Raw genomic sequence first — 22,180 nt, 5'->3', positions numbered from 1 at the left:
CTCGCCACCCGGCGCGGCCGAGCCCTCGCCGGGCTTGTCCGGTGCGGCCGCACCGGACGCCGTATGGCCGACCTCGTCGACGCCGGGCACGGGCTCGGCAGCAGGCCCGCCGGACACGGGCTCGGCAGATGTGGCCGCGCCGGACGCGGGCGCGGCAGTCGGGCCGGCGCCAGATTCGTCAGGTGCGGCCGCGTCGGGCGCGGGCTGGTTGGCCGGGCCAACGCCGCGCACGGCCGCGGAGGCCGGGCCGGCGCCAGGTTGGTCAGGTGCGGCCGCGTCTGCGTCGGGCGCGGGCTGGTCGGCAGGGATCGGGCCGTCGGTGGCGCCGACCGGTCGGGGAGTACGCGCCGGACGGGCCCCCGGGGCGGGCCGCGCCGGACGCTCGCGGGCCGGTCTGGCGGGGGTGCCGCCACGCGGGCCCTCCCCCACGCCACCGGCGCCGGCCGGGGTGGGCGTGGGCCCCCACTCGCCCGGAGCGGGAACGCCCGGCGGGCGGATCGGTCGACGCCCGCCGCCGGCCTCGGACTCGCCCGGCTCCTTCGCGCCCGGCCAGGGCTTCGCCACCCGGGAAGCCAGCACGAACTCCTTGCGCAGCGGGTGACCCTCGAACTCCGGCGGCAGCAGCAGCGGCAGCAGCTCCCCATGCCCGGCGAAGTCGATGCCGAACATCTCGTGCGTCTCCCGCTCGTGCCAGGCGGCACCGGGGTAGACGTCGACCACCGAGGCGACAGTTGGCGCGCTTCTCGGCAACCGGGTACGCAGCAGCACGCCGTGCCGCAGTCGCGTCGACCAGAGGTGCGCCACCACGTCGAAGCCCTCGGTCAACTCGTCGACGGCGGAGAGCCAGTCGAAGAAGTCACAGGCCAGCTCGGCGTCGTCGCGGGCGGCCGAAACCGCTGTGAGCCAACTCGTGGGTGGCACGTCGATGGTGGCCCGGGCGAAACGTTGCCCGCCGGAGACCGACGGCGTCGCCTCAGCCGGCGCGAGCAGCGCGACCAGTCGAGCGCCGACCTCTTCGGGAGTCATGCCGCTGATCCTAGTGCCGGCCGAGGCCGCACCTGGCCGCCGCCGATGCCCGGCGATCTGCCGGCTTTGGGCGTGGCGCGCACCTGGGCGGGGAAAGATGAGGACGTGCGCGCTGTGACGGTAAGACCTGGGGTCGCCAACTCGCTGAGCCTCGTCGACGATCAGCCGGAGCCGGCTGCCGAGGAGGGCTCTGTTCTGGTCGAGGCGCTGGCGGTGGGGATCTGCGGCACCGACCACGAGATCATCGCCGGGGAGTACGGCGAGGCGCCGCCGGGTGCCGACCGCCTGGTCATCGGGCACGAGTCACTGGGCCGGGTGATCGAGGACTCCAGCGGCACCCTGCAACCCGGTGACCTGGTGGCCGGCATCGTCAGACACCCCGATCCGGTGCCCTGCCCGAACTGCGCGGTCGGCGAGTGGGACATGTGCCGCAACGATCAGTACACCGAACACGGCATCAAGGCGCTTCCCGGGTTCGCCCGGGACCGCTGGCGGATCGAACCCCAGTTCGCGGTCAAACTCGATCCGACACTTGCCCAGGTCGGCGTGCTGCTGGAGCCGACAAGTGTGGTGGCGAAGGCCTGGGACCACATCGAGCGGATCGGGCACCGGGCCGAGTGGCAGCCGCAGACCGTCCTGGTGACCGGGGCCGGGCCGATCGGTCTGCTGGCCGCGTTGCTCGGCACCCAGCGTGGGCTCACCGTCCACGTGCTGGACCGCAACACCGAGGGGCCGAAGCCGGAGTTGGTCGCCGGGCTGGGCGCCACCTACCACACGGTGCCGGTCAACGACCTGCCCTTCGAGCCGGACGTGGTGATCGAGTGCACCGGTGCTCCCACAGTGGTCCTCGACGTCATGTGCAAGGCGGCCCCCACCGGGATCGTCTGCCTGGCCGGGGTGTCCAGTGGTGGCCGGAGCATCGACTTCGACGCCGGGGCGCTGAACCGGGCGCTGGTGCTGGAGAACAACGTGGTGTTCGGCTCGGTGAACGCCAACCGACGACACTGGACCATGGCCGCGCAGGCGCTCGCCCGCGCCGACCAGGTCTGGCTCGAGTCGCTGATCACGCGGCGGGTGCCGGTGAACCGGTACGCCGACGCGTACACCCCGGGGCCGGACGACATCAAGGTGGTGCTGGAGTTCGCGTCCTGAGCGACGCGGCGCCCGATCAGATGCCCGGCAGTCGACCGTTGCGGAACAGGTCGACGAAGAGCTGGTGGTCCTGGCGGGCGCGCACCCCGTACGCGTGCGCGAAGTCCACCAGGTGGGCGACGAATCCCGACTCGTCGGCGTCCACCGCAGCGACGATCGCCTCCTCGGTGGAGTAGTCCACCAGGTCGTGACTGGATTCGTCGTCGGCGACCGAGTGCATCCGGGCCACCGCCCGACCAAGGTCGACGAGAACGCCGGTCAGTTCCTCCGGCTCGTTCACGTCCGACCAGTCCAGGTCGGCGGCGTACGGGGAGACCTCGGCGACCAGCTGACCGGCCCCGTTCAGCTCGGTGAAGCCCAGCCACGGGTCGGCGTGCGCCTGCAACGCCCGCTGCGACTCGGCGGTCCGGTGCCCCTGGTGCTGGAAGTAGCCGCGGACCGACTCGTCGGTGACGTACCGCGCCACGGCCGGCACCTGCGCCTGCTTCATGTAGATGACGACGTCGTTCTCCAGCGCCTGGGTGTGCCCCTCCAGCAGCAGGTTGTACGACGGCAGCCCGGCCGAGCCGATGCCCACCCCCTTACGCAGCACCACGTCCTTGATCCGCGCCGCCACCGGGCGCAGCTGCGTCGAGGCGGTTGGCAGGGTGCCCAGGTAATCCTGGAAGGCGGCGCTGACCAGGTCCCGGGTGGCGTCGTCGATCTCGAAGACGCCGTCGCCGATGGAGAAACGTCGCTCGTAGTTGTCGATGGTGGTCTGCGCGGCGAGCAGGTCCACGCGGGTGTTGAGCCGGGCCCGTTGGAGCACCCGGCGTAGCACCCCGTCGGCGTTGTCCAGGGTGATCGAACCGATCGCGTCGTCACCGCCGGCGGCGATGGCCCGCAGCTCGGTCAGGTACGACCGGGCGAACCCGGCCACCAGCTCCCCGATTGCCGTGTCGGAGAGCGCCTTGCCGTAGCCGAGCAGCGCCACGCTGGCCGCGAGCCGGCGCAGGTCCCAGGTGAACGGCCCGACGTACGCCTCGTCGAAGTCGTTGACGTTGAAAACGAGCTGTCCGGAGGCGTTCATGTAGGTGCCGAAGTTTTCCGCGTGCAGGTCACCGTGGATCCACACCCGGCTGGTCTGCTCGTCGGAGAACCGGTCGTCGGCGAAGTCGCCGAGCTGGTCGGCGTAGAACAGCGCTGCGCTGCCCCGGTAGAAGGCGAACGGCGACGCCGCCATCTTGCGGAACTTGCGGCGGAAGGCGGCCGGGTCGATAGCCATCGACGCGCCGAACTCCTCGGAGAGCACGTCGACGATGTGGGCGGAGCGCTGGTCCCCTGAGCTGCTCATAGTGCGCAGGCTAGTGCGGCGGGTCCACAACAGGGTGGCGACGCACGCTGTCAGGTCGCGGCTGGTGGGCGTACCGGCGGGGCGGTGAGCGAGTCGACCGAGCGGGGCGCGGCGGCCTCGCGAGGCGGGGCGTCCAGCGGCGCGGCCAGCACGTCCCGTTGCGGCACACCTCCGATGCCGGACTGCTCGGCGGCGATCTTCTCCTGCAGGCGCAGGATGCCGTGCAGCAACGCCTCCGGCCGGGGCGGGCAGCCGGGCACGTACACGTCGACCGGGATGAGCTGGTCGACGCCCTTGGTCACCGAGTACGAATCCCAGTAGGGGCCGCCGCAGTTGGAGCAGGCGCCGAACGAGATGACGTACTTCGGCTCGGGCATCTGGTCGTACAGGCGCTTGATCGCCGGGGCCATCTTGTCGGTCACCGTGCCGGAGACCACCATCAGGTCGGCCTGGCGGGGGCCGTGGGCGAACGGGATCACGCCGAGTCGGATGAAGTCGTGCCGACCCATGCTGGTGGCGATGAACTCGATGGCACAGCAGGCCAGACCGAAGTTGAACACCCAGAGCGAGTAGCGGCGCCCCCAGTTCAGCACGAACCGGATCGGCTCGCCGAGCACTGCCGGCAGCTGCACGACCGCCCCCTCTCCTCACCGACAGTGAATCACAGCCGGCGTCAGTGCGGTCCGGCGGTGATCGGCCCGAGCGGCCCACCAATTGTCCCCGAGCCGACAAAGATCGGCAGCGATTGACGCGCAACCTACCGGTGCGCTCGCTTGTGTGACCGGTGCTGGCGAACACGATGCCGGCAGTCGCCACGGGGAGGACAAGTGCTTGTGACACGAGATGTGCCGGTGGGTGGGCGCCCACCGGACCCACCGGGAGCCGCAACCTCCGCGCCGGCAGAGCTGGTCTTCGACGACTTCTACCACGCCCACTACCGCGGCCTGGTGGTGCAGCTGACCGCGTACACAGGTGACCGGGGGCAGGCACAGGACCTGGTTCAGGAGGCGTTCTGTCGGGCGTACGCCCGCTGGGACCGGCTCGCCGGATACCAGGACCCCCTGGCCTGGGTCCGTCGGGTCGCGTGGAACCTCGGACACAACCGCTGGCGGCGGCTGCGGACCGCCCAGCAGTGGCTGCTGCGGCAGCGCGAGACACACGCCGCGGAGCCGAGCCCCGACCGGGTCGCCGTCGACACCGCGTTGGCGAAGTTGCCGCCGAAACAGCGGCGGGCCGTCGTACTGCACTACCTCGCCGACCTGACGGTCGCGGAGATCGCCGCCCAGGAACAGGTCGCCGAAGGGACCGTCAAGTCCTGGCTGCACCGGGGCCGAACCGCGCTCGCCACTCACCTACGCGACACCAATGAGGAGGTGCGGGATGTCTGAGCAGGAGATTCTTGACCTCGCCGAAGAGTTCGCCCGTTACCGCCGTACCGCGCTGGCGGAGGTCGAGGCGCCGGGGCCCGCCGCCGTTCGACGGACCGTACGAGGCCGCGGCCGACGCCGGCTGGCTGCCACCGCCACGACGGCGCTCGCCCTGTTCGGCGGGTCGGCCGTCGGATACGCGGCGTTGAGCGGCCCGGACCATCGGCCCGGTCCGGTCGACCCGACGCCGAGCATCTCGGCGTCACCGACGCCGACGCCGACGAGTCCGACCCCCAGCCCTGCCGGGACCAGTGCCAGCCCGACCATCGGGGTTCCGGACGGCCGGTTCAGCCGGGCCCAACTGCTGGGGGTGCCGGTGACCCTGCCGGCATGGCGGGCCGGACGAGGCTGCCCGACGTCGCAGACGCGGCTCACCGCCGACGCCCGGGAGGGCGCGAACTGGCTCCTGGCGCTCGACCACGGCGACATCGACGGCGACGGCGCGGTGGAGACAGTGGCTCTCGTGCAGTGCGTGCTCGGCACCCGCGGGCCGATGCAGGTGGTCGCCTTCGACCGCGACGAGGAAGGAAAGGCCACGACTGTCGGCCGGGTGGTCGCGACCACCATCGACAAGCCGGAGTGGCTGTTCGCGCTGGATGTCGTGGGCGACGGCACGGTTCGTGTTCAGGTCGGTGACATCGCTCCCGGGGGTGGCTGGAACGCCAGGTGGTCACAACGGCAGTGGCGGGGCTACCGCTGGAAGGGTGACGCCTTCAGCCAGGTCTCCGGGCCGACGAGCTTCGGTCCGAACCCGAACCTGGCGGACGTCTCCGTCACCACCGGTGACCTCGTGCTGAGAACTGCCGACGACGGCTCCCGGACGGGTACGGCCACGGTACGGATTCGTAACCGGGGCACGGGCCCGGTCGCCCACGTGGTGCTGCGGTTGGGCGTGCCCGCGGCGGTGCGCGCGGACGTCGACGGGTGGGGCACGTGCGCGGGCGTCCACGACAGCGTCGAACCGATCACCTGCCGCCTGGGTCAGCTGGCCGCCGGGGCGGAGATGCGGTTGGACCTGGACTTCCGGGTGCTCGAAGGGATCACGCTGAGCACGAACAAGGCGGACGTGGACGTCCAGCCGATGGACAGCGAACGTGACGTCCTGCCGGACGTCAACAGAGCCGACAACCTGGTTCAGATGACGTTGACCTACGGCTGACGGTCGCCGGCCGCGTCGTACGCCCCCGTGGCGTACGACGCGGCCGCGCTCCGCTCACCACGCGGGCGCTGGCCCCGCGTCCGACCCCGCCTCGCCACTCAGTCCCCCATACGACAGTCGATCCACAGCGTCGGCGGCAACCCCGAGGCCCGTTCCGGGCTTCTACGGGGGTACGGCGCGCCGAGCAGGACCGCCGACAGCGGGGACCACGGAAACGATCCCCGCTGAGCGAGTGGTACGACCGCCTCGGGTACGGGCCCGACGGCGAACGGGGAGGCAGTGACAGTGATGACGGGAACCCGTGCCAACGAGCCACCGGCGGCAATTGCCGCGATGGCCGGAGAGCGCAGCACGACCGAGAGCTTCGACGACTTCTACCACGCGCACTTTCGCAGCGTGACCAGCCAACTGAGTGCCTACGTGGGCGACCTCTCACAGGCCCAGGATTTCGCGCAGGAGGCGTTCTGCCGGGCCCTGACCCGGTGGGACCGGCTGGCCCGGTACGACGACCCGGTCGCCTGGGTCCGGCAGGTCGCCCTGAACCTCGCCCGGAGCCGTTGGCGGCGGCTCCAAACCGCGCGCAACCACCTGCTCCGGCAACGGCGGGTCGAGGCCACGATGGCCGGGCCGACGCCCGATCGGGTGGCGATCGACGCTGCGCTGGCCCAACTGCCCGCCCACCACCGGCGGGCCGTCATCCTGCGCTACCTCGCCGACCTGCCGGTCAATGAGATAGCGAGTCAGGAGGGGGTGGCCGAGGGCACCATCAAGTCCTGGCTGCACCGCGGCCGGACAGCGCTGGCGGAACTGCTCGACGAGAGCATCGAGGAGACGGGCAAGGTCTGACATCGCCCCGCGGCTGCGGGCCCGGCCGACACCGAAGGCCGGGCCCGTTGCCGCACGGTCAGCTCGGCGCCCAGTTGGGGCGTTGCAGCAGACTGACGAATTCCACTAGCAACCGCTCGCGCAGCGCCGATGGCGCGGCGTCGAGCAGTGTGTTCACCAGTGCCATCCGCTCCGGCAGCGGTCCCGCGTCCGACCCCTCCTCGCCACCCAGGCCCAGCCCGGCGGCCAGACCGACGATCAGGTCCGGGGTCAGCGCCTCGGGGGTCAGCGCACCGACCAGTGCCGCCAGCTCGGCGGGCAGCCGCACCGGGCCGGCGGCCCTGGCTGCGGCCACAGCGGCGGTCAGGTCCGGCCCGAACTCGGCGACCCGGGGCGCGACAGCGGCGGTCACCGTGAGGTGCACGCTGGCGGGCAGGCCGTCGTACGACAGCTGGGGTTGGGTGTGCCAGCCCCGCGCGGTCAGCTCGTCGACCAGGACGAACAGGTCGGGGCCACCGTCGGTGGCGGTGAAGCAGACGACCGTCGACTCCGGCTCGGCCATCAACCGCAGCCCGTCGACGGCGCGGACCGCGTCGGCCAGCCCGGCCACCGCGTCCCGGGTGAGGGCGGTCAGCCGCAGGTAACCCTCGTCGCCGAGGTGCCGCAGGGTGGCGTACGCGGCGGCGATCGGGCCGCCCGAGCGGGTGGACGCGATCACCGGGTTGATCATGGTGTAGCCGGGCCAGTCGGCGTACGCGAAGTACTGCGGGGCGCGCAGCGTGGCGTCGCGGTGCAGCAGCACCGACACCCCCTTCGGCGCGTACGCGTACTTGTGCAGGTCGACCGAGATGGAGGTGACCCCGGGCACCGCGAAGTCGAACGGCGGCACCGGCTCCCCGAGCCGACGCAGGTACGGCAGGGTCCAGCCGCCGAAGCAGGCGTCCACGTGGCAGCGAACCCCGGCCTCGGCCGCGGCGGCCGCGATCTGCGTGACCGGGTCCACCACCCCGTGCGCGTACGACGGCGCGGAGCAGGCGACCAGCACCGTCTCCGGGCGGATCGCGGCGGCCATCGCGGCCGGGTCGGGACGCAGCGTCTCCGGGGAGACGGGCACGACGTCCAGCGCCACCCGCAGGTAGTGCGCCGCCTTGGCGAATGCCGCATGTGCGCTCGACGGCACCACGATCCGGGGTTCGGAGATCTCCGGGTGGGCGTCCCGGGCGGTCTTGACGGCGAGGATCAGTGACTCGGTGCCGCCGCTGGTGACGCTGCCGACGACGTCCGGGGCGGTGGTGCCGGGGCCGGCGCCCAGCACCCGGCCGGCGGCGCCGACGAGCGCGTTCTCCATGGCCAGCAGGGACGGGAACGCGGTCGGGTCCAACCCGTTGACGTGCGCGCTCTCCCGGTGGGCGGCGGCGGCCAGCTCGTCCAGTCCCGGGACCGCCGGGTCGTAGACGTACGCGAACAGCCGTCCCCCGTGGGTGGGGGCGTCACCCGCCCGCAGCTTGCGCACCTCTTCCAGAACCTCTTCCGCTTTAACCCCGGTGGCGGAAAGCGCTCCGGCCTCAACCCTGCTCTCGTCGATCATGGGGTAACGGTGCCCTTCTCGTGGCGGTCAACGCTTTCGTCCCCCAGCACAACTCCCTGATCGGCCAGGTCGCTGTGGGCGGTGAGGGTGTACTGGCGGAGCAGGAGGATCGGCGGGGCGATCAGCAGGGCCGGGATCAGCGTGAAGCCGAGGAGAACGCCCAGCCTCGCCGTGTCGGACTGGGCCGCCGCCGAGCCGGTGTCGGAGGACACGTAGCCGGAGAGCTGGAGCACCAGTCCGTAGATGCCCGGGCCGAGCGCCAGGCCGAAGGTCTCACCGGCGGTCCACAGCCCGGTGAAGACGCCCGCCTGCCGTCGGCCGGTGCGCGCCGTCTCGTGCGCGATGCAGTCCGGCAACATCGCCAGTGCGAAGACCTGCTGTCCGGCGTACCCCACGCCGATCAGCGCGACCAGGAGATAGACGGCGACCGCCGGCAGCAGCGGCGCGGCGACCAGGGCGAAGGCCCCGACGGCAAGGATCAGCGAGGCGACCACCAGGGCGGTGCGCTTGCCCAGCCGGGCACCGATGCGGCTCCAGACCGGCATCACCAGCAGCGCCGGCCCGACGAAGCAGACGAAGAGCAGGGTCGGCCCGCTCTCCTCGTCGCGCAGGATCTGCCCCGCGAAGTAGTTGACCCCGGCCAGGATCGTCGCCACCCCGGCGGATTGCACCACGAAGCAGATCAGCAGTGCCCGGAACGGACGGTTGGCGCCGGCCACGGCGAGCTGGGCGCGCAGCGTCGGCTCGCTCTCGCCCACGGTGCCGGTCGGCGCGGACCGGGTGCCCAGGAACGCGCCGAGGGCGCCGAGGGCGATCAGCACCGCCACGAACAGGCCCATCCAGCGGTGCCCGGCCACGCCGTCACCACCGGCGCTGACCACCAGCGGCGCGACCGCGCCGGAGACCAGGATGGCCAGCGCCAGCACCGCGATCCGCCAGGTCATCAACCGGGTTCGCTCGGCGTAGTCGCCGGTCAGCTCCGCCGGCATCGCCACGTACGGCACCTGGAAGAAGGCGAACGCGGTGGCGGTGGCGAGGAAGGCGAACGCCACGTACGCCGCGGCGCCCGAGCCGTTACCGAACGGCGCGGCGAAGATCGACGCGAACAGGACGGCGAGCGCGAGGCCGGCGACGAGCAGGTACGGCCGGCGGGCGCCCCACCGCGACCGGGTGCGGTCGGAGATCCGCCCGGCGACCGGGTTGACCAGCACGTCCCAGGCCTTGGGCAGCAGCACCAGCAGCGCGGCCAGCCCGGCGGCCACGCCCAGCGTGTCGGTCAGGTACGGCAGCAGCAGCAGACCGGGCACTGTGCCGAACGCTCCGGTCGCCAGGGAGCCGAGCGCGTAGCCGGCGTGCACCCGTCGAGGCAGCGAGCCGGGGCCCGGCGGCGTTTTCATGGGGCCGAACATTACTCACGTTGAGTCGGGGGTCACATCCCCTCATCGGGCGACCAGCCCGCCGCCGCGATGTCCACACCCTCGCCGCGCAGCGGCACCCCCTCGGCCCGCAGTCGGGACCGCGCCTCCCGCTCGTGTCCCGGCGGCAGTCGACCACTCGCGGTCACCACCCGATGCCAGGGCACCGAGCCCCCGTGCCGGGCCATGATGCTGCCGACCAACCGGGCCGAGGCGCGGCCCGAGCGCTCGGACAGGGCGTCGGCCACCCCGCCGTACGACATGACCCGGCCCTCCGGGATCCGCTCGACCAGGTCGAGAACCGCCTCGACGTACTCGTCTGGAGTCACAATCCGCCACCATATGGGAACGCCGCCGGGCGGTGCGGCGGTAACCACGCAGAATGGTCGGGTGCGCGACGCAGTCACGACGGCCCGGCGGGTCGTCGTCAAGATCGGATCCTCCTCGTTGACCACCGCCACCGGCGGGCTGGCCGACGAGCGCGTCGACACGCTGGTCGACACCCTCGGTCGACTCACCGCCGAGGGGCGCGAGGTGGTGCTGGTCTCGTCCGGCGCCATCGCCGCCGGGCTCGCCCCGCTGGGGCTGTCCCGACGCCCACGCGACCTGGCCACCCAGCAGGCCGCCGCCAGCGTCGGGCAGGGGCTGCTGATCGGCCGGTACGCGGCCAGCTTCGCCCGGCACGGCCGCACCGTCGGGCAGGTGCTGCTCACCGTCGACGACGTGACCCGGCGAGCGCACTACCGCAACGCGTACCGGACGCTGCGCAAGCTGCTCGACCTGCGGGCGGTGCCGATCGTCAACGAGAACGACACGGTGGCCACCCAGGAGATCCGCTTCGGCGACAACGACCGGCTGGCCGCCCTGGTGGCTGCGCTGGTGCACGCCGACCTGCTGGTGCTCCTCTCCGACGTGGACGCGCTCTGGACCGGTGACCCCACCAACCCGCGCTCGACCCGAATCGCCGAGGTGCGCGACGACACGGACCTCGCCGGCATCACCATCGGCGGGACCGGCCGGTCCGGCGTCGGCACCGGTGGCATGGTGACAAAGGTCGAGGCCGCGCGGATCGCCACCGGCTTCGGCATCCCGGTGGTGCTCACCGCCGCCGACCTGGCCACGCCGGCGCTGGCCGGTGAACCGGTCGGCACGCTCTTCCACCCGCAGCGGCGACGTCCGACGGCCCGGTTGTTCTGGCTGGCCCACGCCACCTCACCCCGGGGCCGGCTGCACCTCGACCCGGGCGCCGTCGCCGCCGTCGTCGGGCGGCGCAAGTCGCTGCTCCCGGCCGGCATCACCGCCGTGGACGGCACGTTCACCGCCGGCGACCCGGTGGACCTGGTGGACACCGCCGGCGCGTCGGTCGCCCGAGGGCTGGTCAACTACGACGCGGTGGAGCTACCCGGGCTGCTCGGCCGCTCCACGTCCGAACTCGCCGCGGCGCTCGGCCCGGCGTACGAACGAGAGGTCGTCCACCGCGACGACCTGGTGCTGCTGTAAGCCAACTGCCCAGCTGAGGAGTAGTCGATGAGCGTCGTCGAGCAGGCGAAGCGGGCGCGGGACGCCGCCGCCGACCTGGCCACTGCCACCCGTACCGTGAAGGACGCCGCGCTCGTGGCGATGGCCGACGCGCTCGTGGCGCGTACCCCGGAGATCCTGAGCGCGAACGAGACGGACCTGGCGGCCGGCCGCGAGGCCGGGCTGAGCGCGGCCGTGCTGGACCGGCTCGCGCTCGACGCGGGTCGGGTCGCCGGGATCGCCGACGCACTGCGGGAGATGGCCGCGTTGCCCGACCCGGTCGGCGAGGTGGTCCGCGGGTCCACCCTGCCCAACGGCCTGGAGCTGCGCCAGATCCGGGTGCCGTTCGGGGTGGTCGGCATCATCTACGAGGCGCGGCCCAACGTGACGGTGGACGCCGCCGGGATCTGCCTCAAGTCCGGCAACGCGGCGCTGCTGCGCGGTTCGTCGTCGGCCGCGCACTCGAACGCCGCGCTGGTCGCGGTGCTGCGTGACGCGGTCGCCGGGGCCGGTCTGCCCGCCGACGCGGTGCAGTTGCTCGACGCCAGCTCCCGTGACTCGGTCAAGGAGCTGATGCGCGCCCGGGGTCTCGTCGACGTGCTCATCCCGCGCGGTGGCGCGTCGCTGATCCGCACAGTGGTCGAGGAGTCGACAGTGCCGGTGATCGAGACCGGGGTGGGCAACTGCCACGTCTACGTCGACGCCGCCGCCGACCTGGCGAAGGCCGTCGCGGTGACGCTGAACGCCAAGACGCAACGCCTGTCCACCTGCAACACGGCCGAGTCGCTGCTCGTGCACGCGGGCATCGCCGACGCGTTCCTGCCGCTGGTGCTGGCCGCGTTCGCCGAGGCGGGGGTGACAGTGCACGGCTCACCCGAGGTGGCCGCCCACTCCGCCGCAGTGGTCCCGGCGACCGATGAGGACTACGCCACCGAGTACCTGTCCGCAGACATCTCGGTGGCGGTGGTGGACTCGCTGGACGCGGCGGTCGCGCACATCCGCCGCTTCGGCACCGGCCACACCGAGGCGATCGTCACCGACTCGGCGAGCGCGGCCCGTGACTTCGTCGCGCGGGTGGACGCGGCGGCGGTGATGGTTAACGCGTCGACCCGGTTCACCGACGGCGGCGAGTTCGGCTTCGGCGCGGAGATCGGCATCTCCACCCAGAAGCTGCACGCTCGCGGCCCGATGGGCCTGCCCGAGCTGACCAGCACCAAGTACGTCGTCACCGGCGACGGTCACGTGCGCTAAGCCCTCGCCCTCCCCCTTCCGCGCCCGCCCGCCCGCCCGCCCGCCCGCCCGCGATCTTGCAGTTGCTGTCCCGGCATAAGGGGCATTTATTCGCAAATACGCGACAGAAACTGCAAGATCGCCGAGGTTGGAGGGCCGGGGCGGGGCCGGGGCGCGGGTGGCTCAGCGGGGTGGCGCGGGGCGGGCCGCCCGGATCGCGGCCAGCGTGGCGTGCACGTCGAACTGGTGGCCGTCGTCGCTCTCCCAGCCGCCGTCGCTGCGCTGGGTCTCGGTCAGCCGACGCAGCGCCCGCACCATGATCCAGTCCTGTGGGTCGACGCCGGCGCGGCGCAACGTGGCCGCCAGCCACGCCACGTCCCCGGGGGACATCTTCGGCATCCGCTCGGCGAGCGCCACCTGGATCCGGGCGGACTCCTGGAACATCTCCTGCCGGTGCAGCACGGCCGCGCTCAGCCAGCCCGCCGCGAGGTACGACGGCCAGCTGCCGTCCGGGCGCAGCCGCGCGGCGAGCGAGTGGGCAGCCGCGTACACCACCCCGGCGTACGCCCCACCGACCCGATGGTCGAGCGGACCGGACGCCCGGGCGTCCAGGCCGGCGACGGTGAGCCAGAAGCCGGCGTTGGCCGACACGAGGAACCCGGCCTCCGGGTCGCCGGGACGGGCCCACTCCGGTGCCGAGTCGGCCAGCGACGCGTCCTCTTCCCAACCGCCGTCGGCCTGCTGCCGGGACGCCAGCCAGTCCAGAGCGCGGCGGGCGGCGGGACGGCCGAGCGCCCCCAGGTCGTCCAGCTCGACGAGCCGGAAGCAGGTGGCGTCGATCGAGGCGACCTCGCCGCCCCAGGTGGCCGGCCAACCGCCGTCCGGTGACTGGCCGACCTCGGCCGTCTCCAGCAACTCGGCGGGCACGGCCGTGCCGTTGCGGAGCCAGGAGAGGCGGGCGCGTTCCACCGCATCCCCGTGCGCCACGACGAACCCGATCGCGGCTTCCAAGTCGACCACGGCGGAGACGCTACCTGCGCAGACGCGATGCCGCCTCGGAGAATCGGCCAGCCCGGGATGGCTGCGTCGCTCCGGCCGGACGGCCGCTCGGCGTCATCTGCGTCGATTCGCCGGGGCGGTCGCGCGGGCCGCCCCGGCGCGGCGGCGTGGCCGCGCCAGGGCCGCGCCGGCTCGATCGGTCAGTACGCGGGCAGCGACGGGTCGATCTGCTTGATCCAGGAGAGCACGCCGCCCTGCAGGTGCACGGCGTCCTTGAAACCGGCCGCCTTGAGCGCGGCGAGCGCCTCCGCCGAGCGGACGCCCGACTTGCAGTGCAGCACGATCTGCCGGTCCTGGGGCAGCTTCGCGAGGGCCTCACCGGAGATGATGTCGCCCTTGGGGATCAGGGTGGCGCCGGGGATCTGGACGATCTCGTACTCGGCCGGCTCGCGTACGTCGACGAGGAAGATGTCCTTGCCGGCGTCCTGCCACTCCTTGAGCTCCAGGGCGGTGATGGTCGAGTCGAGCGTCGCCTCCTGGGCCTCCTCGGAAACCGCGCCGCAGAAGTCCTCGTAGTCTTCCAGCAGGTCGGTGACCGTCGGGTTGTCGCCGCAGAGCGCGCAGTTCGGGTCCTTGCGGACCTTGATCTTGCGGTATTCCATCTCCAGGGCGTCGTAGACCATCAGGCGGCCGACCAGCGGCTCACCGATGCCGGTGAGCAGCTTGATCGCCTCGTTCACCTGGATCGAACCGATCGACGCGCAGAGCACGCCGAGCACGCCGCCCTCGGCGCAGGAGGGAACCATGCCGGGCGGCGGCGGCTCCGGGTAGAGGCAGCGGTAGCAGGGGCCGTGCTCGGCCCAGAACACCGACGCCTGGCCGTCGAAGCGGTAGATCGACCCCCAGACGTACGGCTTACCCAGCAGCACCGCCGCGTCGTTCACCATGTAGCGGGTGGCGAAGTTGTCGGTGCCGTCGACGATCAGGTCGTACTGGGCGAAGATCTCGCGGACGTTCTCCCGGTCCAGCGCGGTGTTGTGGATCTCCACCTTCACCAGGGGGTTGATCTCGCGGATCGACGCGGCGGCCGACTCGGCCTTGGACCGGCCGATGTCGGAGACGCCGTGGATGACCTGGCGCTGGAGGTTCGACTCGTCGACGGTGTCGAAGTCGATGATGCCGAGCGTGCCGACCCCGGCCGCGGCGAGGTACAACAGGGCGGGCGACCCGAGGCCACCGGCGCCGACACAGAGCACCCGGGCGTTCTTCAGCCGCTTCTGGCCGGTCACCCCGACGTCCGGGATGATCAAGTGGCGTGAGTAGCGGCGGATCTCGTCTACGGTCAGCTCGGCGGCGGGCTCGACGAGCGGGGGCAACGACACGGTGGACTCCCCGGGATCGGCGGTGTGAACCGCGCCATTGTTGCTCGCGGGAGCCCTCCTCGGCCATGAGGGACGACACGTGGTCCGGTATGCGGGAGCGGGAATAACCGACGACCCGGCGGATCAGGGGACGATGTCCCCCGCGTAGCGACGGCCGTCGAGGTACGGCCAGGCGTTGGCGACGCAGCCTTGCAGCCCGTACGTCTGCTGCTGCATCACCGGGGCGGGCTCCCCCGGACCCGGACACGCCTCGTGCTCCTTGCCGAACTCGTGGCCCACCTCGTGGTTGATGACGTAGGTCCGGTAGGTGTCCAGCGGGGCGCCGTAGTCGGAGACCGCCTCCATCCAGCGGGCCAGGTTGATGATGACCTGGCCGGGCAGGCGACAGGAGGTGTAGCGCTCGGTGGTCAACCCGCCCTCGGCGCACATCCGCTCGGACGTGACCGGGGTGGCCAGGTAGATGGTGAAGTCGGCGGCCCCGGCGTCGGCCACCCGTTGCACCCGCAGCTCATCGGACGCGATCCAACTGCGCGGGTCGGTCAGCACCTCGTCCACCCGGGAGGCGAACACGTCGGCGTCCTGGCCGGCGCCGCGTTCCACGACGACCCGGTATCGGCGCAGCGGCCCGTCCGTGCCGTACACCGGTGTCTCGCCGTCGGCTGCCGTGAAGCGTCCCGCTCCGACCGACGGATAGCCGGTGGGCGCCGGGTGCGCGGCCGCCCCACCTCCGTGGCCCATTCCGCCCTGCGTGGTGGCCGGAGGCTCGACCGACGGTTCGCCGCCCCGGCTCACAGTCACCCCGATGGCGCCTGCGAGCACGAGGAGACCGAGCAGCATGCTGCGACGACGCCGCCGGTGCATCCGGACGAACGCGGGACGCGCATCCCGCAACGCCGAGCTGGGCTCGGGCGGCCGGGGCGGGCCGTAAGGGGACGACGGCGTCATAGGATCAAGCCTGCCAGATTATTCGGGCATTTCTCCGTTTTCGCCGCTATTGCCGCAAGACGCCTGATGGAGGGGTCAATGGTCGGCGTGTCGTACTCAGAGGGCGGGGCCCGTGTAGCGACGCCCGTTCAGGTACGGCCAGGGGTTGACCCGGCAGCCGTCGAGGAACAGCGTCTGCTGCATCATCACCGGAGCCTGCCGGCCCTTGCCGGGGCAGCGCTCGTGCCGATGCCCGAGCTGGTGACCCACCTCGTGGTTGACCACGTACGTCCGGTAGACCGTCAGCGGCACACCGGCCGAGACGAAGTGCGGCACTGACAACCGCCACCGATCCAGGTTGATGATCACCTGGCCGGGTGCCCGACAGGACGTGTACGGGCGGCCGTTGATCCGGATGTCGACCCCACCCTTCGCGCACATCCGACCCGCGGTGCGGGCGGTGGCCAGGTAGACGGTGAAGTCCCGAGGCGCAGCCCCCGGCACCTGCTGGAGCCGCAACCTGCCGCTGTCGACCCAGCTGCCCGGCCCGGCCAGCGCCGCCTCCACCGCCTCGGCGAACTCGGTGACGTCCTCCGCACTGCCCAACTCCACAGCGACCCGGTAACGCCGCAGCTCACCCGCCCGACCCAGCACCGGGCCGGAACGGGCGTCGTAGCCGAACCCGCCCGTGCCCGCGCTCGGAACCGCGCCCGGCACCCGCAACACCGGGGGCGGGCTCGGCGTGACCGCGCCGGAGGGCGAAGGGGCGGGCGGCAGCGGCCCGGCCACCAGCGGCGGCGGCGCGCTGATCTCCTCGGCGGCCAACCGCTCAGCGCCGGGATGCCCACCCGGCCCTTCGGCGATCACGGTCACCGCCGCGCCGACGGCCACCACCACCGCCACCAGTTGGGCGACCAGCGCGAAGCGTCGCCGACGGCGAGCAGAATGGCGCGCTGAGCTGAGCATCCAGGTCAGCCTGCCAGATCAGACCGCCCCGCGGCGTCCCCCGTTTCGGTGAGCAGACCGACCACCGCGCGGGCGACCAGCCGGGGAACCTCCAACTGCGCCACATGGCCGACGCCCTCGAGCATCATCAATCGGCTGTCCGGAATGAGCCGGGCGGTCTGCGGCCCGACCCGCACGTCGACCAGACGGTCCTGCAGACCACCCACCACAAGGGTCGGCGCGCGTACCGCCTCGGCGAGGCGCCACAGCGACCCCTGCCCCCGCAGGTACGCCCGCAGGAAGCTGGAGACCAGCCCACGGAACGTCCGGACGTACGCGGCGGCGTAGTGCTCGGCCTCGTACCGCACCCGGATCTCCTCCAGCGCCTCCGCCCGGCGCTGATCGCAGATCCGGCTGAGGTCGGCGACGCACGCCTCCAGCACCTGCTGGGCCATCACCTCGGGAGCAAGCTGGGTGAGATGCCGGGCGACCAGCCGCTCACCTCGGGGAATGGCGAGCACCGGCAGCATCCGCCCCTGCAACGAGCGCCGAAAATCCAGGAACGGCAGCGCCGGGGAGATCAGGGTGAGGGTGCGGACCAGATCCGGCCGGAGCGCGGCGACCTGGACCGCGACCGCGCCACCCAGCGAATTGCCGAACAGGTGCACCGGCCCTCGACCGGAATGCTCGATCCAGCGGACGACCAGATTCGCGAAGGCCGGAATCGTGTAGCTCGGGCCCGGCTCGCTACGGCCGAAGCCGGGCAGGTCGATGGCCTGACCGTCCAGCCGGTCGGCGAGCAGTCCGGCCAGGTCGGTCCAGTTCTGCGACGACCCGCCCAACCCGTGCACGTACAACGCCGGCTCCGCCCCGGGGGCGGTGGCCGGGGTGTCCCGGACGTACGTGACCCGGCCGTCGAGGCGGACCTCCCGCCCCGGCCATGGCGGCGGGACGCGGTCGTCCGGGAGCAGGTGGTCCGGCCAGAGGGTGGCGCGTCTCATTGCTCCAGTCTGCCTCGAACCACTCAGGACAGCAGCGCCTCGAGCCGACGGTTGACCGCCGCGAGCGTCGCCCGGACCACCGCCTGACGCGGATCACCCGCGACCAGGGCCGACCCGGCGAGCTGCTCGACCCAGCCCTCACAGACCAGCAGCGCCACAACGGTGGCCACCTCGCAATTGCCGAAGGGCACCACCGCGGCGTGCTCGACGAAACAGCGCCCCCGCTCGGCGTTCTCGGCACCGCGCAGCAACTCGTCCACCGCAGCCGCCGCCGCCACCGCGCAGAGCCGCAACACGTAGCCGTCCACCGCCGGCCCGGTGGCGTACCCGGAGGCGCTGTCGCCCCCGGCCAGCAGCCGGACCTCCACGTTCGCGTCCAGGCCGAAGGTGCTGACCTGCACGTGGTCGATCACCACCCGGGGCCCCGGCGTACCGCCGGTCTCCAGCGGCCGCGACGGCGCCGACTCCGTCGTGGTCACCTGACCACCGGAGTACGACGTACCCAGCGTCGCCGGGCTACCGGTCGCGGCGCCAGCCGGCGCGGACGAGACCGACCCTGGTTCCTCCACCGTGGCGCGCCCGCGGTGCGGAGCGTTCGACCGGCGGCGGCGCGTCGGGTCCGTGCCGGTCCGCTGCTCCGGCCCGGCCGGCAGGGACTCGACCCGACCGCTTGACGGGCGGGCGACCGTCGGCGGCTCGGCCGACCGAACCTCGCCGGGATCGCGCGAAGCCGCGTTTCGAGTCTCCGGGGTACGCCGCTCGGCGGGCTCGGCCGCGCGACGACGAACCGGTGGTGGTGGCGTGCTGGGCAGGCCGGGCACATTCTGCGGGGCCGCGGCCAACCCCATCCGCTCCTGGAGCAGCCGGGCCACCTGCCGGCTCACCTCGGCCGGGTCGGCCCCGTCGGCCAGGTCCAGTCGCAGACTGTGCGCACCCGCCGGAGTGCGGCGCAGGGCCGCGTCGCGGACACCGGCCACCTCCCGGACGGCATCCAGGATCGCGTTGACATCGAACCCCTCGGGGCGCTCGCGCAGTGGGGCTGGTTCGTCGTCCCGGCGCAGGTGAGTGGCGATGCGGGCGAGTTCCGGAGTTTCGGCGGGTGGCTCCACGGCTGGCGGCTCCGGCACGACGGGCACGTCCGGTTCCGCGGGGACGCGCTGCGGCAGCACCACAGCGCTCGCAGCCGATTGCCGGCCATCGTCGGGCGGGGACGTCGGGTCGGGAGCGGATCGGCGCGCCGCGTAGGCGGAGGCGGAGGCGGACGTCGGTGCGGACTGATCGCGGCGGCCGGAACCCTTGTTGTCGGTGGGCAGGACCGCTGCGGTGGAGGGCGGGGTGACGTCAGTCGATGGCAAGCCGTTCACCGGCGCGGCCGGTGTGGGCGGCTCGACGCGTGACGGACCGGGCTCGGGTGTCGCCGGCCGGAGCCGGAACGGCCCGGTCGGTCGGACGTCGGGCCGGGACCGGCCAGGCGTATCGCCTCCGTCGCCCCCACCGGCGCTGGCCGACCGGCTGGCCGGCCACGAGGGGCGCTCGACCGGGGTGGCCGGGAGCCGGCCCTCGGACCAGTCCGGCCGCTCGGCCCCGGAACTGCTCGCCGTCGGCGAACCGCCGGTCCAGGACGAGCGCTCCGCGACCAGCGACGGGCCTGCCGGAGCCGGTGGCGCGTCGGTCAGCGTGGGGGGTGGCCCGGCCGGAGCCGGAGGCGGAGGCGGAGGCGGAGGCGGAGGCGGAGGCGGTCCGGCGAGTACCGGAGGTGTCGCCTCGGCCGGTGCGGGCGGGTCGGCCGATGCCGGGCTGGAGGCCCAGGAGGGTCGCGTCGGTGGGGAGCTGGCCGGTGCCGGATCGGCGCCGCCGGCCCAGGACGGGCGCGTCGCCGCCGCGCCGGTGGCGGGCGGTTCGGAACCGCCGGCCCAGGACGGTCGCACCGGCGGCACACTGGTCGCCGCCTCGGACCCGCCGGCCCAGGACGGCCGCACCGGCGGCAGGCTCGTCGGCGTCGGATCGGACCCCTCGGCCCAGGAGGGTCGCGCGGGCGACGCGCTGGTGGGGTCGGGATCGGCCCCGCCAGCCCAGGACGGGCGGTCGGCCCGGGGTCCGCCGGTCGCCCCGGAACCCGCCCAGGACGGACGGTCAGCGGGCGGACCACTGGTCGGCGTCGCGCCACCCGCCCACGACGGACGGTCAGCCGGCGGACCACTGGTCGGCGTCGCGCCACCCGCCCACGACGGACGGTCAGCCGGCGGACCACTGGTCGGCGTCGCGCCACCGGCCCAGGAGGAACGGTCGGCGGGTGGTGCGCTGGTCGGTTCGGCGGGGCGTTCCGGGGTGGACGCGGATTCGACCCGGCCGGGTTCGTACGGCCGGGGCACCTCGGCGCGTACCGGCTCGTACGGACGGGGCACCTCGGCGCGCACGGGCTCGTACGGCTGGTGGGGTTCGCCGACCCAGTCCGGCGCCGACTCGTCCCGTGCAGCCGGGCCAGCCGGCTCGTCGTCCTGGCGGGACCAGGGCGGGGCCCACCCGCCACCCCAGCTCGGGCGGTTCCAGCTCGGCCCCGACCAGTCGGGCTCGATGGCCGACGACTCCCCGGCCCGGGGCGTTTCGCCGGGACGGTGCACGTCCCCGGTGCGATGCGTGTCTGCCGGGCGGGAACCCTCGGAAGCGCGACCGGGCTCGCCCTCGTCGGCGGAGGCGGCCGGGCCCGGGTTGCGTCCCGAGGTGGCTGCGGGCTCTGGTGCGAGCGGGTCCCGCCAGTCGCGTGGGGCGGTCGGACTCTCGTCGGCGGCCAGCCGCTCGGCGATCGGCGCGTGGAAACCGGGTGGAACCTCGAAACCCGACGCCGCAGTGCCGACGGGTGGCACCTGGACGGCCGGCGGGGCCGAGGTGGGCAAGCCGGGCTCGGCCCAGCGGGCACGGTGCGCGGCAGCCGGATCGGCACTGGAGTGTGGGGCGGGGCCCGGGTCGGGCTCGACGGCACCCTGCTCCGCTGGCGGTGCGGGACGTTGGGCGGGCACCACGAGCCGGTCGCCGGCCGCCCCGAGGCGACCCTCCTCGGGCAGCCCGGGCGGTGCGCTCACCGGCGTGGGGCGCCCCGAGGGCGGTTCGAGACCGGGGTGGTGGACGCCGTTGACGTCGTCCGGGTGGGGCACGCCGTTGACCTGGTGGCCGTTGGTGCGGGCCGACGACTCCGGGTCGCCCGACCGCCCCACCAGCGGCGATGGCAGGTCACCATGCCGTGTCGAGGAGGTCCGCCAGCCCGACGCGGGGTCGGGCTGCCAGCGCGGCGCCTCATCCCGGGCGTCCTCGTGGTCGGCGGCTCGGGGCCACCCACCCGCCTGAGGCGCCCACCCACTGACGGAACGGCTCGGGTCGTCGTGCTGACCCGCTCCGTCACCGTGCTCTCCCGGGGTGGCGGCTCCGGGTTGCCCTGTTTCACTCACCGCGCGCTCCTTGGTCGCCCCCGCTGAGGCTACCGTGTGCCGAGAGTGGCGATAAGTTACAGCGGCGGGCCATTTCCACGACCGAGGTCACGGGCCTCGCCCGGTCTGGGGGGAAAATGCCGGCTCGTACGGAGAACTCGGAGGATCCCATGACCGCTGCGGGGAACGGTGCACAGACCGCTGGCAGGCCCACCCGCCTGCCTCGCTCCGCGCGTCGTAAGCAGCTTCTCGCTGCGGCGCAGGAGGTGTTCGTCGCGCAGGGCTACCACGCCGCCGCGATGGACGACATCGCCGAGCGGGCCGGGGTCTCGAAGCCGGTGCTCTACCAACACTTTCCCGGAAAGATGGATCTCTACCTGGCGCTGCTCGACACGCACTGTGACGCCATCGTCGCTCAGGTGCAGGATGCGATGCGCGGTACCAGCGACAACAAGGAACGGGTCAGCGCGTCGGTACGGGCGTACTTCGACTTCGTCGACCACGAGAGCGAGGCGTTCCGGCTCGTCTTCGAGTCGGACCTGCGCAACGACCCGGCAGTGCGGCAGCGGGTGGAGCGGGTCGAGCAGGGCTGCATCGCGGCGATCACCGACACCATCATCTCCGACACCGGGGTGAGCCGGGCGCACGCCGAGCTGCTGGCCTCCGGGCTGGTCGGCGCGGCGGAGACGGCCGCACAGTTCTGGCTGGCCGGCGGCCGACAGGTGCCGAAGGCCGAAGCTGAGGCGTTGGTGGCCGCGCTGTCGTGGCGGGGCATCGCGAGCTTCCCGCTGCAAGGTGAGTCAGCCTGACCGCCGGGCCCGTGATCGGATAGCC

At 73.0% G+C, this 22,180-nt stretch carries 18 protein-coding genes and 1 pseudogene; 7 read left to right on the top strand and 12 right to left on the bottom strand.

Annotated elements, in window-relative coordinates; genetic code table 11:
- Nucleotides 1-429 precede the first annotated feature (429 nt).
- Nucleotides 430-1,026 (bottom strand): annotated as a pseudogene (locus tag ACFYPG_RS14710) (NADH-quinone oxidoreductase subunit C); the annotation flags it as partial.
- A gap of 105 nt (nt 1,027-1,131) precedes the next feature.
- Between ACFYPG_RS14710 and ACFYPG_RS14705 the strand changes: the two are divergent.
- The gene (locus tag ACFYPG_RS14705; protein ID WP_355005694.1) at nt 1,132-2,178 is read left to right on the top strand and encodes a glucose 1-dehydrogenase; all 1,047 of its coding nucleotides are present in this window, start codon (nt 1,132-1,134) and stop codon (nt 2,176-2,178) included.
- 16 nt (nt 2,179-2,194) lie between these two features.
- Here ACFYPG_RS14705 and ACFYPG_RS14700 read toward each other — a convergent pair whose 3' ends face one another.
- Both ACFYPG_RS14700 and ACFYPG_RS14695 read right to left on the bottom strand, forming a co-directional pair.
- Nucleotides 2,195-3,511 (bottom strand): DUF2252 domain-containing protein, encoded by a 1,317-nt coding sequence (locus ACFYPG_RS14700; protein WP_387352280.1) that lies wholly within the window; start codon nt 3,509-3,511, stop codon nt 2,195-2,197.
- Nucleotides 3,512-3,561: 50 nt separating this feature from the next.
- The gene (locus tag ACFYPG_RS14695) at nt 3,562-4,143 is read right to left on the bottom strand and encodes an NADH-quinone oxidoreductase subunit B family protein (RefSeq protein WP_355005696.1); all 582 of its coding nucleotides are present in this window, start codon (nt 4,141-4,143) and stop codon (nt 3,562-3,564) included.
- 195 nt (nt 4,144-4,338) lie between these two features.
- On the opposite strand from ACFYPG_RS14695, the gene ACFYPG_RS14690 reads away from it, so the two are divergent.
- The 3 genes from ACFYPG_RS14690 to ACFYPG_RS14680 all read left to right on the top strand — a co-directional run bounded on the left by ACFYPG_RS14690 (nt 4,339) and on the right by ACFYPG_RS14680 (nt 6,943).
- On the top strand, nt 4,339-4,899 hold the full coding sequence (locus ACFYPG_RS14690; protein ID WP_387352278.1) for an RNA polymerase sigma factor: 561 nt from the start codon (nt 4,339-4,341) through the stop codon (nt 4,897-4,899).
- Nucleotides 4,892-6,097 (top strand): hypothetical protein, encoded by a 1,206-nt coding sequence (locus ACFYPG_RS14685; RefSeq protein WP_387352276.1) that lies wholly within the window; start codon nt 4,892-4,894, stop codon nt 6,095-6,097. Before ACFYPG_RS14690 ends, ACFYPG_RS14685 begins: the two co-directional genes overlap by 8 nt.
- Before the next feature lie 288 nt (nt 6,098-6,385).
- Nucleotides 6,386-6,943: a SigE family RNA polymerase sigma factor gene (locus tag ACFYPG_RS14680; RefSeq protein ID WP_387352274.1), complete on the top strand. Its 558-nt coding sequence runs from the start codon at nt 6,386-6,388 to the stop codon at nt 6,941-6,943.
- Between the two features lie 58 nt (nt 6,944-7,001).
- Here the strand turns inward: ACFYPG_RS14680 and ACFYPG_RS14675 are convergent, their stop codons facing one another.
- Genes ACFYPG_RS14675 through ACFYPG_RS14665 form a run of 3 tightly spaced genes read right to left on the bottom strand, consistent with a single transcriptional unit; the run spans nt 7,002 to nt 10,254 of the window.
- Complete coding sequence (locus ACFYPG_RS14675) at nt 7,002-8,510, bottom strand: pyridoxal phosphate-dependent decarboxylase family protein (RefSeq protein ID WP_387352272.1); 1,509 nt, start codon at nt 8,508-8,510, stop codon at nt 7,002-7,004.
- Nucleotides 8,507-9,907, bottom strand: coding sequence for an MFS transporter (locus tag ACFYPG_RS14670; protein WP_387352270.1), 1,401 nt, complete (start codon nt 9,905-9,907; stop codon nt 8,507-8,509). Before ACFYPG_RS14670 ends, ACFYPG_RS14675 begins: the two co-directional genes overlap by 4 nt.
- A 32-nt stretch (nt 9,908-9,939) precedes the next feature.
- On the bottom strand, nt 9,940-10,254 hold the full coding sequence (locus tag ACFYPG_RS14665; protein ID WP_355005701.1) for an MGMT family protein: 315 nt from the start codon (nt 10,252-10,254) through the stop codon (nt 9,940-9,942).
- A gap of 13 nt (nt 10,255-10,267) precedes the next feature.
- Between ACFYPG_RS14665 and proB the strand changes: the two genes are divergently transcribed.
- Entirely contained in the window at nt 10,268-11,425 is a 1,158-nt protein-coding gene (proB, locus tag ACFYPG_RS14660) for a glutamate 5-kinase (protein WP_387352268.1), read from the top strand.
- A 27-nt stretch (nt 11,426-11,452) separates the two neighbouring features.
- Nucleotides 11,453-12,694 (top strand): glutamate-5-semialdehyde dehydrogenase, encoded by a 1,242-nt coding sequence (locus tag ACFYPG_RS14655; protein WP_387352266.1) that lies wholly within the window; start codon nt 11,453-11,455, stop codon nt 12,692-12,694.
- Between the two features lie 162 nt (nt 12,695-12,856).
- Here ACFYPG_RS14655 and ACFYPG_RS14650 read toward each other — a convergent pair whose 3' ends face one another.
- From ACFYPG_RS14650 to ACFYPG_RS14625, 6 genes are all read right to left on the bottom strand, one after another.
- A complete protein-coding gene (locus ACFYPG_RS14650; protein WP_387352714.1) occupies nt 12,857-13,744 on the bottom strand; it encodes a prenyltransferase/squalene oxidase repeat-containing protein in 888 nt (295 codons plus the stop codon).
- A 128-nt stretch (nt 13,745-13,872) separates the two neighbouring features.
- Complete coding sequence (moeZ, locus tag ACFYPG_RS14645) at nt 13,873-15,054, bottom strand: adenylyltransferase/sulfurtransferase MoeZ (RefSeq protein WP_387352264.1); 1,182 nt, start codon at nt 15,052-15,054, stop codon at nt 13,873-13,875.
- 123 nt (nt 15,055-15,177) lie between these two features.
- The gene (locus ACFYPG_RS14640) at nt 15,178-15,999 is read right to left on the bottom strand and encodes a DUF3152 domain-containing protein (protein ID WP_387352263.1); all 822 of its coding nucleotides are present in this window, start codon (nt 15,997-15,999) and stop codon (nt 15,178-15,180) included.
- Between the two features lie 96 nt (nt 16,000-16,095).
- Complete coding sequence (locus tag ACFYPG_RS14635; protein ID WP_387352261.1) at nt 16,096-16,944, bottom strand: DUF3152 domain-containing protein; 849 nt, start codon at nt 16,942-16,944, stop codon at nt 16,096-16,098.
- Between the two features lie 5 nt (nt 16,945-16,949).
- Nucleotides 16,950-17,924, bottom strand: coding sequence for an alpha/beta hydrolase (locus tag ACFYPG_RS14630; protein ID WP_355005707.1), 975 nt, complete (start codon nt 17,922-17,924; stop codon nt 16,950-16,952).
- A 23-nt stretch (nt 17,925-17,947) separates the two neighbouring features.
- The gene (locus tag ACFYPG_RS14625) at nt 17,948-19,903 is read right to left on the bottom strand and encodes a hypothetical protein (protein ID WP_387352712.1); all 1,956 of its coding nucleotides are present in this window, start codon (nt 19,901-19,903) and stop codon (nt 17,948-17,950) included.
- 1,613 nt (nt 19,904-21,516) lie between these two features.
- Between ACFYPG_RS14625 and ACFYPG_RS14620 the strand changes: the two genes are divergently transcribed.
- The gene (locus ACFYPG_RS14620) at nt 21,517-22,155 is read left to right on the top strand and encodes a TetR/AcrR family transcriptional regulator (protein ID WP_030489514.1); all 639 of its coding nucleotides are present in this window, start codon (nt 21,517-21,519) and stop codon (nt 22,153-22,155) included.
- The last annotated feature ends 25 nt before the right edge of the window (nt 22,156-22,180 follow it).

The organism is Micromonospora sp. NPDC005553 (genome assembly GCF_042871765.1).
GTDB lineage: Bacteria > Actinomycetota > Actinomycetes > Mycobacteriales > Micromonosporaceae > Micromonospora.
This window is presented reverse-complemented; position numbering and strand designations above follow the sequence as displayed.